This is a genomic window from Xanthomonas sp. F4 (genome assembly GCF_011761895.1).
Genome location: NZ_JAASQX010000004.1, coordinates 219,581 through 232,788 on the forward strand (window position 1 = coordinate 219,581; position 13,208 = coordinate 232,788).

Below are 13,208 nucleotides of genomic sequence, written 5' to 3' on the forward strand. Positions count from 1 at the left end.
CAATGCGCGACCGCCCCGTCCTGCGCCTCCGCCGTGATCAAGTCGTTGTTGTTCCAGTTGCACTGGCTGCTCGGCATCAGCGCCGGGCTGGTGCTGTCGGTGATGGGGCTGAGCGGGGCCACGCTGGCCTTCGAGGACGAGATCGTGCGCCTGGCCAATCCGCCGCTGGCGGCCATCGCCGCGCGCCATGCCGCCGGCGAGCAGCCCTTGCCGCTGGCCGAGCTGGCGCGGCGCCTGGACCTGGACGGGGCGCACCGCAGCAACCGGCTGCTGATCGACCCGACCGGCACGCGGCCGTCCGCGGTGCGCCTGCCCGGTCGCGACGGCGGCCGCCTGTATTTCGATCCCTACACCGGCGCGGTGCTGCCGGCGCCGCGCCTGGATGGCTTCTTCTCCTTCGTCGAAGACCTGCACCGGCGCCTGGCCGCGGGCGAGCGCGGCAAGGCGGTCACCGGCGCCTGCGCCTTCGTGCTGATCTTCTTCTGCCTGTCCGGGCTGTACCTGCGCTGGCCGCGCCGCTGGTGGAGCTGGCGCGCCTGGTGGGCGGTGGAGTGGAACCGGCAGGGACGCAGCTTCCTGTGGAGCCTGCACTCGGTGATCGGCACCTGGTGCCTGCTGGTGTACCTGCTGATCGCCGCGACCGGGCTGTATTGGTCCTACGACTGGTACCGGCAGGGGCTGGTGGCCATGCTCGGCGGCGATGCCGCGCCCAAGGAGAAAGAGGGCGGCCGCGGCGGCAAGCCACCGGCAGTGGACTACGCGCGGCTGCAGGCGGCCCTGACGAGCGTGCCCGCCGCGCAGCGCGCCTACCTGGATCTGCGCCTGCCCGGCCGCAGCGGCCAGCCGATCGTGGCCCGTTACCTGTCGCCCGATCCGGCGCACGACCGCGCCTACGACAGCGTGGAGGTCGATCCGGCCAGCGGCCGCATCCTGCGCCGCCTGGACTACCGCGCGCAGCCGCTGGGGCGGCGCCTGCTGACCAGCATGTTCGCGCTGCACAGCGGCAGCTTCTTCGGCCTGCCCGGGCGCGTGGCGATGCTGCTGGCGAGCCTGTGCATGTCGCTGTTCTTCGTCACCGGCTGGATGCTGTACCTGGACCGCCGGCGCAAGAAGCGGGCATTGCGCGAGGCGCGGCGCGCGCTGCCGGGGCTGGTGGGCGAGGCCGCCGCCTCCTGGCTGGTGGGGTTTGCCAGCCAAAGCGGCCTGGCCGAGCGCCTGGCCTGGCAGACCGCCGCGCAACTGCAGGCGGCCGGCCTGACGGTGGACGTGCGTTCGCTGGCGCAGCTGGACCTGGCGCAGCTGCGCGGCACCCAGCGCGCGCTGTTCGTGATCAGCACCTTCGGCGACGGCGAACCGCCGGACGCCGCGCGCGGCTTCGTCCGGCGCGTGCTGCGCCAGGCGCAGGCCTTGCCGGAGCTGCGCTACGCGTTGCTCGGCCTGGGCGATCGCCAGTATCCGCAGTTCTGCGGTTTCTCGCGGGAGGTGCAGTACTGGCTGGACGCACAGGGCGCGCAGGCGCTGTTCCCGCCGCTGGAAGTGGACAACGCCGATCCGCAGGCGCTGGCGCAGTGGCAATGGCAACTGTCGGCGCTCACCGGCGTGGCGGCGTCGGCACCGGTGCTGCAGGCGCCGGAGCCGCTGGACTGGCGCCTGGTCGGCCGCGTCCTGCTCAATCCCGGCAGCGCTGGCGCCCCCGTGTGGCGCATCGACCTGGCGCCGCCGCCGCAGGCGCACTGGCATGCCGGCGACGTCCTGGAAGTGCAGCCCTGCCACGCCGCCGACACGGTCCACGCCTGGCTCGCCGTGCAGGCGCTGGACGCCGAGCAGGCGGTGCAGGCCGATGGCGTGCGGCAGCCATTGCGGGAGGCGCTGGCGGCACGCGCGCTGACGCCGCCGACGCCGGGCGACGATCTGCAGGCCTGGGTGGATGGGCTGCCGAGCCTGCCGCTGCGCGAATACTCGATCGCCTCGGTGCCGGCAGATGGCCTGTTGCAGCTCGTCGTACGCCTGACCCTGCGCGCCGACGGCAGCCCTGGCGTGGGCGCCGGCTGGCTGTGCCAGCACGCGCCGGTGGGTGCAGTGCTACGCGCGCAGGTGCGGGCCAACCCCGGGTTCCGCCGGCATGGCGATGCGCCCATGCTGCTGATCGGCAACGGCACCGGTATCGCCGGCCTGCGCAGCCTGCTGCGCGAGGCCGAGCAGGCCGGCGTGCACGGGCACTGGCTGCTGTTCGGTGAACGCAACGCCGCACACGATGCGCTGTTCTGCGACGAGTTGCAGTCCTGGCGCGACGCCGGCCATCTGCAGCGCCTGGACCTGCTGTTCTCGCGCGACCAGGCGCACAAGCGCTACGTGCAGGACGGGCTGCGCGAGGCCGCCGACGCGGTCCGCGACTGGGTCGCGCGCGGCGCCACCGTGTACGTCTGCGGCAGCCTGGAAGGCATGGCGCGCGGCGTGGATGCGGCATTGCGCGAGATCCTCGGCGAGGACGCGCTGGATGCGCTCAGCGCCGACGGGCGCTACCGGCGCGACGTATATTGAGGCGATGCGTCCAGCTGCCGTGGGTCGGGACTGACGTCCCTCCCACAACGGCCTTCTGCTACAGCTCTTGTCTGCCGGCATGGCAGCAGCGTGGGCATCCCGAGACGTTCGGTGGCGGTGCAGGACGGCGCCGGCCCGCTGCACTTCGACACGCCTCGCCATGCAGCCACCTTCCGCTCGGCAACCCGCGTGTCGCGCTCGAACGCCTCAGCGCGTGGCGTCGCCGTTCAATCGGCGGGCATGCAATCGCTGCTTCCGGTGGCCGCCGGTGCCTTGATCCGGTACAGGTCGCGCTTGCCGGCCTTCGGCGCGCGGGCGCTGCCGGACAGCAGCAGTTCGCTGGGCTTGGACGCATCCAGCAAGGCGCCGGCGGTCTGGCCGTCGCTGCCGTTGAACGACAGCGCCAGCGGCTGCGGGTCCGCGTAGCGGCCGCCGGCGCATTGCGCCAGCAGCACCTGGCTTCGCTCGCTGCCGTGGGCACGGGCGAACAGCAGCGCGCGGCCGTCGCCCAGCCAGGCGGCATCGGTGTCGTCGTCGGCGCTGTTGACCCCGGCCAGCGTCGTTGGCTGCGCGAACGTCTGGCCCCTCAGGCGCGCGACGAACAGGTCCAGGCCGCCGGCGCCGCCGCGGCCGTCGCTGGCAAACAGTAGCCGCGTGCCGTCCAGCGAGAGTGCCGGCGCGCGCTCGTTGCCCGGCGAATTCACCGCCGCGCCCAGGTTCTGCGGTGGGCCGTAGCCACCGTCGGCCAGCACCGGCGCACGGTACAGGTCGATGCCGCCGTGGCCACCGGGACGATCGGAGGCGAAGTACAGCCAGCGGCCGTCGGCGCTGAAGAACGGGTCGCTGTCCAGGTTCGGCGAGTTCACTGGTGCGGGCAGCGGCTGCGGGTCGCGCCAGCGGCCGTCGCGCAGCACCGCCTGCCACAGGTCGCCGCCACCGGGCCCGCCGGCGCGGTCGGGACTGGCCCAGACGATGCGCTGGCCGTCGGGCGCGACGCTGCCGCGGGTCTCGTCGGCGGCGGTCGACACCACGCCCATGCCCTCGATGCCGAATTCGGAAAGCGCGAACGCACACGGCGCGCAGAGTAAACTCGCGGCCAGCGCGAGCGGCAGGACAGGGGTCCGCATGTGGGATTCCATGGAATGTCGCCGCCAGTCTAAAACAACCAACGAGCGCTCCATGCCCAACTCCCGTTTTGCCGTGTTCGGCCATCCCGTCGCCCATTCGCTGTCGCCGCGCATCCACGCCGCCTTCGCCAAGCAGACCGGCATCGCCCTGCAGTACGAGGCCATTGACGTCCAGGCCGATGGCTTCGCCGCGGCGCTGGCCGCCTTCGCCGCGGCCGGTGGCGTCGGCGCCAACGTGACCCTGCCGCTGAAGGAAGCCGCCTTCGCGCTCAGCCTGGTGCACAGCGAACGCGCGCAATCCGCCGGTGCGGTCAACACGCTCAGCTATCGCGACGGCCAGTGGCACGGCGACAACACCGACGGGGCCGGCCTGGTGCGCGACCTGACCGGCCGCAATGGCCTGGATCTGCGCGGCCGCCGCGCGCTGCTGCTGGGCGCCGGCGGCGCCGCACGCGGCGTGGCGCCGGCGCTGCTGGAGGCCGGCGTGCAGCAACTGGTGGTGGTCAACCGGGCGCCGGAACGCGCCGATGCGCTGGTCGATGCGCTGGGCGAACCGGCGCGCGCGATCTCGCGCTACTGGGAGGACCTGCGCGAGCTGGGCGATTTCGAACTGATCGTCAATGCCACCACCATCGGCCGCGACCCCACCGCCAGCTTCACCCTGCCGCTGTCGCTGATCAACAGCATGACCCTGGCGGTGGACCTGAACTACGGCGAGGTCGCCATCGCGTTCCTGGCCTGGGCGCGCGCGGCGCGTTGCCGCGACACCGTGGATGGTCTGGGCATGCTGGTGGAACAGGCGGCCGAGAGCTTCGAGACCTGGCACGGCGTGCGTCCGGAGACCGATCCGGTGTACGCCGCGTTGCGCGAGCGCGACGCGGTGCTGGTCAGCGCCGACTGACACCGACCACTGCATCAAGAGGAACGACCGCGTGGACAATGGATTTGCGATGCAACTGCTGACGACCCTGCTGTTCCAGCTGCCGGTCGTGGTGATGTACGTGGTCGGCCTGGCGCTGCTGGTCACGCGGCGTCCTGGCCGGCCACGCACGTTGGCCCTGTGCGGGTTGAGCGTCATGCTGCTGGTGATGGTGCTGGGCACGGCGCTGTCGATGTTGCCGATGTTGGCGATGTCGCGCGGCGCCAGCCTTTCCGAGTTCGCCCTGTGGTTGGGGATGCTGCGCGCGGTCCTCGGCCTGATGTTGGCGGTGGGCGTGCTGCTGGTGGTGCTGGCGTTGCGCTTCGCCCTGCCGCCGCGCGTGACGCCGCCGCACTGACCGACGGAACCGGGTTCGAGGGAGGACGCGATGCTGGCGATGGGCGTGCACCCGCTTCTGGACCTGAGCGTGCTGACCGGCGCGCTGGGCCTGCTGGCGCGGCTGTTGCTGCCGCTGATCGCGCTGCTGCTGCTTCCGCGGCTGGCGCCGGGCCACGCCCGAACCCTGGCGCGGTTCGGGCTGACGGTGTTGCTGATGGGCGCGATCCTGCCGCGGCTGTTGAGTGCGGTGCTGGGCTGGGTAGCGCTAATGACACCCCAGTTCCGCAGCACCCATCCGGACGCCTCTGCGCTGGTGCATCTGCTGGACGATGCGCTGTACGTGGTCGGGCTGGGCCTGCTGCTGCGCGCGCTGTGGCTGGCGCTGCCGCGCAAGGCCGCGCCGCCGTCGGCGTAACGCTGCGCGCAACGCCGTTCAGTTCCGGCGTTTCAGTCCTTGCGACGGGACGTGAGAAAATGTCCGGATGACCGATTCCGCTTCGCCGTCGACGCCGCCCGCGTCCGGCCCGTCCCCGCGTCAGCTCACCGAACCGGTCAAGCTGGCCATCCGCGATGCCTATGCCAAGCTGCAGGCCAACACGCCGGGCTTCCGCGTGCGTCGCGCGCAGAGCCAGATGATCGGCGTGGTCTCGCGTGCGCTGGGTACCTCCGGCGGCGTGGGCGTGGCCGAAGCGCCCACCGGCGTCGGCAAGAGCCTGGGCTATCTGACCGCCGGCGTGCCGATCGCGCTGGCCAGCAAGAAGAAGCTGGTGATCAGCACCGGCACGGTGGCGCTGCAGTCGCAGCTGGTCGAGCGCGACATCCCGGCCTTCCTCAAGGCCACCGGGCTGGAGGCCACGGTGGCGCTGGCCAAGGGCCGCACCCGCTACCTGTGCACACGCAACGTCGCCGAACTGCATGGCGAAGCCGCGCAGGACCGCATGTTCGAGGACGAGGCGCCGCTGTACGACCGTCCGCTGAGCCCGGCCGAGGCCGAACAGGCGCGCGCGCTGGCCAAGGCCTATGCCGACAAGACCTGGAACGGCGACCTGGATGCCGCCCCGGAGCCGGTGCCGCCGTCGCTGCGCGCGCGCATCACCACCAATGCCGCCGGCTGCGCGGGGCGCCGCTGCTCGTTCGCGGTGCAGTGCCCGGTGCTGAAGGCGCGCAGCGAGGTGCGCGATGCGCAGATCGTGGTGACCAACCACGCGCTGCTGCTGTCGGCGCTGTCGCTGGGCGACAGCGACAACGGCCAGCCGCTGATCGCGCCGCCGTCGGACATGCTGCTGGTGCTCGACGAGGGCCACCACATCGCCGGCGTCGCCATCGATCAGGGCGCGGCCAATCTGCCGCTGGACGAGATGGCGCGACGCACCGGCCGCCTGCAGGCGCTGGTCGGCGCCGCCTACCGGCTCGCCGACAAGGACCGCATCGGCAACCAGCTGCCCAACGAGGCGGTCGAACTGGCCGCGCAGGTGGCCAAGGGCCTGAAGGCATTCCGCGCCGAGATCGAACGGGTGTGGGTGCCGGAGCCGGGCCAGGACGAACCGATGTGGCGCGCGCCCAACGGCCGCCTGCCCGAGGACTGGAAACCACTGATCGACGCGCAGGCGCAGGACACCGGCGCGCTGCTGAACTGGGTGCAGGCCGCGCACCAGATGGCGGCCAAGTCCAAGCAGGAGGATGCGGCCAAGGAACGCCTGCAGCGCAACCTGGGCATGGCCCTGGAGATGGTCGAGCAGCAGTACGCGCTATGGCTGGGCTGGCGCCGCGAGGACCAGGACGGACAGCCGCCGATGGCGCGCTGGATCACCGCCTCGCGCGATGCCGACCTGATCTGCCATTGCTCGCCGGTGTCGGCCGCGCAGGTGCTGCGTTCGCTGCTGTGGAGCGAGGTGGACGCGGCGGTACTGACCTCGGCCACGCTCACCGGTGGCGGCGATTTCCAGGCGCTGGCGATCGACAACGGCCTGCCCGCGCACGCCGAGATGGTGTCGCTGTCCTCGCCGTTCGACCTGCCCAACCAGGCCGAGTTGATCGTGCCGGCGTTCCCGGTGGCACCGGACGACCGCGAAGGCCATCCGCGCGAGGTGGCGCGCTACCTGGTGCGCGAGCTGGACTGGGGCAAGGGCTCGATCGTGCTGTTCACCTCGCGCTGGAAGATGCTCAAGGTGGCCGACCTGTTGCCGATCGCGCAGCGCAACCGGGTGCTCGTGCAGGGCGATGGCTCCAAGTCGCAGATGATCGGCGAGCACATGCGCCGCATCGCCGCCGGCGAAGGCTCGGTGCTGTTCGGCCTCAACTCCTTCGGCGAGGGCCTGGACCTGCCGGGCGAGGCCTGCACCACGGTGGTCATCACCCAGGTGCCGTTCGCCGTGCCGACCGATCCGCAGACCGCCACCCTCGGCGAATGGTTCGAGAGCCGCGGCCTCAACGCCTTCAACCTGATCGCGGTGCCGCATGCGTTGCGCACCCTGACCCAGTTCGCCGGCCGCCTGATCCGTACTTCCGACGACCACGGCCGCGTGATCATTCTCGATTCGCGGCTGCTGACCAAGCGCTACGGCAAGCGCATCATCGACGCGCTGCCGCCGTTCAAGCGGGTGATCGGCTAGCGGTTGCACGTGCGATGGCGATGGTCGTGCGCGTGTCGTCTGCCGCGTTGATCGCCCCGTGTCGCGACACGCTGCGTGCGGCGTCCTCGCAACAGGAATTGTCTACCGCACCGACCACGCATGTGCAGCTGCGCGCTTGACGGCGTTTATCCGGCAAGCGATAAACATTCACGCGCTAGGAACGCATGCAGCGCCGCTCAGGGGATGGCAATGGCGGACGGATTCTTCAGGGAAGAAGTATTTCGAGCGCGCCGCGAGGGCTGGCTCGGCGCCGTGCGCCTGGACGCACCACGCTTCGGTTGGGCTTACTTCTGGGTCAGCGTCGCGCTGCTCGTAATTGTTCTGGTGCTGCTGTGCATCGGCAGTTATACGCGACGAGAAGCGGTCAACGGCACGCTGGTACCCGATCGCGGACTGCTGACCATGACGCCTTCCGCATCCGGACGGGTCGTGCGCACGTTCGCCAAGGAGGGCGCAAAAGTACGTGCGGGACAACCGCTGATCGAGATCTCCGGCGAACAGGACAGCGCATCGCTCGGTGATACGCAGGCATCGGTGATCGCGCAGTTGCGCGTCAAGCGCGAGCGCCTGCGTTCCGACATCGAGGAACAACGCAGCCTGTCGCAAGCACAGGATCGCGACCTGCGCACGCGCATCGAGTTGCTGAAGGGCCAGATCGCCAGTACCGAAGAACAGATCGGTCTGCAGCGGCAACGTGCCGAAAGCGCCATGCGCCTGTACGAACAATGGTCCAGTCCCAGTAATCGCGGGGTGCTGACCAAGGTACAGCTGCTGCAGCAGCAGGATGTGGCGATACAGAATCAGGCGCAGCTCAAGGATCTGCAGAAGCATTCGCTGGAACTGCGTCAGCAGCAATCCCAGTTGCGGACACAGTTGGAGCAGCTTCCGGCAACGCTGATCGGAAAGAACAACGAGATCGACCGGCAACTGGCGGACGTCGCGCAGTCGATCTCCGAGAGCGAGGCCCGCCGCGCGGTGATCCTGCGCGCGCCATCGGACGGGATCGTCGGCAATCTGCTGGTGTATCCGGGGCAGCCGGTCGCCGCGCAGCAGCCATTGATGACATTGTTGCCGCGGGACACGCGTCTGCGCGCCGAGCTGTGGGTGTCTTCGCGGGCGGTCGGGTTCGTCAGCCCGGGCGACCGGGTGGTGCTGCGCTATCAGGCATTCCCGTATCAGAAGTTCGGGCGCCATGCCGGCCGTGTCGCGGAGATTTCGCGCAGTGCGATGAGTTCGGGCGATCTGACCCGGTTGCTGGGCCAGGACATCAAGGAGCAGCGTTACCGGGTGATCGTCGAACTGGGTAGCCAGGATGTCGTGGCGTATGGGCGCAAGGAACCACTGCGTCCCGGAATGGCGTTGGATGCGGACATCCTGCTCGAACGCAGGCACTTGATCGAATGGATGTTCGAGCCGGTCTACGAGCTGGCCTCCGGCATGCGCGACATCCCCTCGAACGAGCGTGGATCATGAGCCGGTCCTGGTCGCCCTGGAGGTCGCCGTTCGCGACGCGGATCGTGCCGATCATGCAGACGGAAGCGGCAGAGTGTGGCCTGGCCTGCCTGGCAATGGTCGCGGGTTTCCACGGCCAGAAGGTCGACCTGCCCAGCTTGCGTCGACGCTTCAGCATCTCGTTGCAGGGCGCGCGTCTCGAACGCCTGATGCAAATCGCGCGCACGATCGGTTTCGACGTCAGACCGATGCGCGCTGAGCTCGACTACCTGGCCGCCGTTGGCGGTCCCTGCGTCCTGCATTGGGATCTGAGCCACTTCGTGGTCCTGGAGCGGGTGACGCGAGGCGTCGCGGTGATCCACGACCCTGCGCGCGGACTGCTGCGGCTGCCGTTGGCGGAGGTGGGCAAGCACTTCACCGGGGTGTTGCTGGAACTGGTGCCCAGCCCGAGCTTCGAGAAGGTGGCGGCGCCGCAGCCGGTGTCCTTGCGCATGTTGACCGGCAGGATCGTTGGGCTGCGTCGCGCGCTCGTGCAGGTCTTCGCGCTGGCGCTGGCGATCGAGATGTTGGTGCTCCTGATGCCATTCCAGATGCAATGGCTGATCGACCATGTCCTGGTCTCTGCAGACATGCCGTTGCTCAAGATTCTGGCGATCGGATTTCTGATCGCAGTGCTGGCGCAGACGTCGCTGATGCTGGCGCGCAGCTGGGTGGTCAGTTGGCTGGGTGCCTCGCTCAACAGCCAATGGATCAACAACCTGTTCGGCCACCTGATGCGGTTGCCGCTGGACTACTTCGAAAAGCGGCATATGGGCGATGTGCTGTCGCGGTTCGGATCGCTGAAGTCGATCCAGACCACGTTGACCGGAAGCTTCGTCGAAGCGGTCCTCAACGGCATGACCGGCATGCTGGCGCTGGTGGTGCTGTTCTTCTACAGCGCCAAGCTCGCCGGCGTGGTGCTGGCCGCATTCGCGTGCTACTTGCTGCTGCGCGTGGCGATGTACCGGGTCCAGTTCGGCATCACGCGTGATCAACTGTTCCATACGGCGCGCCAACAGAGCGAGTTGATGGAGTCGGTCCGTGGCATCCAGGCGATCAAGCTGGCCAACAAGCAGGGCTTGCGTCAGAGCCGGTTGTTCGCGGCGACCGTGCAGGCCGCCAGTCTGGATATGCAGTCGCAGCGCATCGGCCTGGCATTCACGGCATTGAATGGTGGCGTCTTCGGGATCCAGCGCGTCCTGTTGATCAGTATCGGTGGCTACATGGCGCTGCAGGACGCGTTGTCGGCTGGCATGCTTGTGGCGTTTCTCAGCTACGCGGACTTGTTTACCAGTCGGGCGGGAAGCCTGGTCGACAAGTGCATCGAGTTCCGCATGCTGCGACTGCATGCCGAGCGCATCGCCGATATCGCCATGAGCGATCCCGAGCTGCATGCGCTGGGACACTACAGTGGGCCCGAGCTCGCGCCGGAGATCGAGTTCAAGGGAGTGAGCTTCCGTTACTCCGACGATGACCCCTGGGTGCTGCGCCACTTCGATCTCAAGGTCCGCGCAGGCGAGTCGGTGGCCATCGTCGGACCGAGCGGGTGCGGGAAATCCACCTTGGCCAAGCTTCTGCTGGGTTTGCTCGCGCCAACCGAAGGACAGATCGAAGTGGGCGGCGTGGAGATTCGAAGATTGGGGTTGGAGACCTATCGCGGCATGGTCAGTGCGGTGATGCAAGACGACCAGCTTTTCGCCGGCTCCCTGGCCGACAACATCGCATTCTTCGACCCTGACGCCAGCTTGCAGCGCATCGTGGCAGCCGCAAAGCTGGCGGCCATTCACGATGACATCGTGCGTATGCCGATGGGATACGAATCGCTGGTGGGCGACATGGGATCGATCCTGTCGGGCGGACAACGGCAGAGAGTGATTCTTGCGCGCGCGCTGTATCGGCAGCCCAAGATCCTGGTGCTGGATGAGGCCACCAGCCATCTGGATCGGCAGCGCGACGAGATCGTCAATGCGCACATCAAGGCGCTGAGCATGACGCGCGTGCTGATCGCGCATCGAGAAGACACCATCGCCTCGGCCGACCGCAAGGTCGTGCTGGGGGCGGAGCGGAATCAAGGCGTGCGACATGGCGCCGAAAGACTTGACGCGTCGCGAAGCGTCGAGAAGCTCGCCGGCATCGTCGCTGGCGAATAACCCTGCTGTCTTTCAAGGAGAGTGTAATGGAAAATGTCGTGAACACGGAAAATTCGCGTCCCGTTGCCCAGCGTTTCGCGCGTGAGATGACCCAGGAGGAAGTCAGTGCGATTTCCTGCGGTGGCGGTCAGGACACTCTGATTATCATCGTCGTCGAGGCCGTGGACACCGAGACGGTCATCATCTTCAGCTGATCGGACGGCGCATGGCGGTGCTGCAGCGCCGCCATGCATCTGGCGAGGATGCACAACGGATGTCCGGACGATGCAGGAAGACACAAAGACCGTATTGATCGTGGCGCCGCAGCACGATACGCACGCGGCGACCATCGCCGCTATGATCGTTGCGGCAGGACATAAGGTGGATTTCTTCGATAGCGGTGCCTGGCCGACGGGCCTGGCCGGATCGATGCTGTGCGATGCACACGGTGCCCGCTTCGTACGCGACGGGTCGCCGCTCTGCTATGACGCTGCCTGGTGCCGACGGTTGCTGTTCAAGAAGCAGGCGCCGCCGGGTGTGCACGAGCAGGATGTAGGGTTCATTCGTTCCGAGGGAATGCTGTTCGACCTCGGCACGCTGGCCGTCATGGGCAGTGGAGTCGGCGTGCAGCGCTGGATCAATGCGCCGATGCAGGCGTTGATGGCGGACCAGAAGGCGTTGCAGCTGGCCACGGCGGCCTCCAGTGGCCTGTGCGTCCCTCGGACGCTGATCAGCCACCGTGCGGAAGACATTCGCCGCTTTCGCAGTCGCGAACCGGACGGCGTTGTCGTCAAGCCGTTCAACGTCAGCGCCTGGTCCGAGAATGCCGGCTACAGCGTGTCGTATGCGACGCGCGTCAGCATCGAAGAGACCTTGGCCGATGGCGACGTGAGCGCGTGCCCGACCAACTATCAGGAGGTGGTGCACCACCGCGGCGATGTGCGCATCGTCTGCCTTCAGGGCGAGTATGTGGCGGTCAAGATGACGCACACGCTGGAGGGAGAGATCGATTATCGTGCCGTTCGCCACAAGACGACGATTACGTATGCCGAAGCTGTGCTCCCTGATGAGTTGATCGCCAAGCTCGAACGCCTGCGGCGAACGCTGGGCATCGACTTCTTCTGCGCTGATTTCCTTGTGCCAGCGGATGGAGGCGAGCCGATCTTCATCGAGCTCAATCCCGGCGGCCAGTTCCTCTATCTGGATCAGAGGCTCGCGCAACTGGATATCGCACGTAAGTTCTGTAGCTTGCTGGTGTATGGAGCAACTGCGCGTTATCGAGAATTTCCGAAGCCTGTTGCAGCATCGCCGTCTGCCCAAGCCCCCGCGCGGGTGTCCACCCCCTCCGAAGCGAATCCCCTATGCGAATGATGATGCGCCTGGCCACCGCGGCCACCCTGCTTGCGATCGCTGGCGGAGGTTTCGCCCGTCCTCAACAGGAGCAATCGATGTCCCATTCCGTTGAGGCCGAACACATCAACGCCGACTACCGGCAGCAGCTCCTGCAGTTGGCCCAAGCCGACCAGCAGATCCGTGCAGATGCCCTGAAGAAGTACACGCCGCAGCAGTTGCAGAGTGACCCCGGCAGCGCACGTGCGCTTGCATTGCAGATCCATGCCTCGCAGCAGCAGAATCAGCAGACGCTTTCCACCTTGATGGCCAAGTACGGCTTTCCTGATACGGCGGTCGCCGGCAGTGACGGCGCACATGCAGGCTTTCTGGTGGCACAGCATGTCGGCGACCGGGCGTTCCGCGATGCGTTCCTGAAAGGCATCGAAGCCGCTGCAGAACAGGGACGCTACAGCAAGGAGGATCTTGCGCTGTTCGTGGATCGCAATCGGGTCCTGAGCGGGCAGCCGCAACTTTACGGCACCCAGCACAAGGCCGATGGCAGTCTGTTCGACGTTGAACAGCCCGAACAACTGCAGCAGCGCCGAGCCGCGATGGGATTGCCGCCGGACGTCGCCGGACACTGAAGCACTCAGTACGTGCGGTTCGGGCACCTGGCTATTCTGGCGAGCGTCCGGGC

11 protein-coding genes are annotated in these 13,208 nt (G+C 68.0%); 10 read left to right on the forward strand and 1 reads right to left on the reverse strand.

Annotation, left to right across the window (positions count from 1 at the left end; all coding sequences use genetic code 11):
• Window positions 1–33: 33 nt before the first annotated feature.
• Window positions 34–2,541, forward strand: coding sequence for a sulfite reductase flavoprotein subunit alpha (locus FHR66_RS15225; RefSeq protein ID WP_167087913.1), 2,508 nt, complete (start codon window positions 34–36; stop codon window positions 2,539–2,541).
• Between the two features lie 227 nt (window positions 2,542–2,768).
• Here FHR66_RS15225 and FHR66_RS15230 read toward each other — a convergent pair whose 3' ends face one another.
• Window positions 2,769–3,668, reverse strand: coding sequence for a TolB family protein (locus FHR66_RS15230; RefSeq protein WP_160964464.1), 900 nt, complete (start codon window positions 3,666–3,668; stop codon window positions 2,769–2,771).
• A 52-nt stretch (window positions 3,669–3,720) separates the two neighbouring features.
• Here FHR66_RS15230 and aroE point away from each other — a divergent pair, with 52 nt between their 5' ends.
• From aroE to FHR66_RS15275, 9 genes are all read left to right on the forward strand, one after another.
• Entirely contained in the window at window positions 3,721–4,569 is an 849-nt protein-coding gene (gene aroE / locus FHR66_RS15235; RefSeq protein WP_160964462.1) for a shikimate dehydrogenase, read from the forward strand.
• 49 nt (window positions 4,570–4,618) lie between these two features.
• Window positions 4,619–4,945, forward strand: a complete 327-nt coding sequence (locus FHR66_RS15240; RefSeq protein WP_202394525.1) for a hypothetical protein — start codon at window positions 4,619–4,621, stop codon at window positions 4,943–4,945.
• A 30-nt stretch (window positions 4,946–4,975) separates the two neighbouring features.
• Window positions 4,976–5,341: a hypothetical protein gene (locus tag FHR66_RS15245; protein ID WP_160964459.1), complete on the forward strand. Its 366-nt coding sequence runs from the start codon at window positions 4,976–4,978 to the stop codon at window positions 5,339–5,341.
• 67 nt (window positions 5,342–5,408) lie between these two features.
• Window positions 5,409–7,538, forward strand: a complete 2,130-nt coding sequence (dinG, locus tag FHR66_RS15250; RefSeq protein WP_160964458.1) for an ATP-dependent DNA helicase DinG — start codon at window positions 5,409–5,411, stop codon at window positions 7,536–7,538.
• A gap of 210 nt (window positions 7,539–7,748) precedes the next feature.
• Complete coding sequence (locus FHR66_RS15255; protein WP_160964457.1) at window positions 7,749–9,032, forward strand: HlyD family secretion protein; 1,284 nt, start codon at window positions 7,749–7,751, stop codon at window positions 9,030–9,032.
• Complete coding sequence (locus FHR66_RS15260) at window positions 9,029–11,200, forward strand: peptidase domain-containing ABC transporter (RefSeq protein WP_160964456.1); 2,172 nt, start codon at window positions 9,029–9,031, stop codon at window positions 11,198–11,200. Before FHR66_RS15255 ends, FHR66_RS15260 begins: the two co-directional genes overlap by 4 nt.
• Window positions 11,201–11,226: 26 nt before the next feature.
• On the forward strand, window positions 11,227–11,394 hold the full coding sequence (locus tag FHR66_RS15265) for a hypothetical protein (protein WP_167087915.1): 168 nt from the start codon (window positions 11,227–11,229) through the stop codon (window positions 11,392–11,394).
• 70 nt (window positions 11,395–11,464) lie between these two features.
• Entirely contained in the window at window positions 11,465–12,550 is a 1,086-nt protein-coding gene (locus FHR66_RS15270; RefSeq protein ID WP_160964455.1) for an ATP-grasp domain-containing protein, read from the forward strand.
• Entirely contained in the window at window positions 12,547–13,155 is a 609-nt protein-coding gene (locus FHR66_RS15275) for a DUF6624 domain-containing protein (RefSeq protein WP_160964454.1), read from the forward strand. Before FHR66_RS15270 ends, FHR66_RS15275 begins: the two co-directional genes overlap by 4 nt.
• Window positions 13,156–13,208 lie beyond the last annotated feature (53 nt).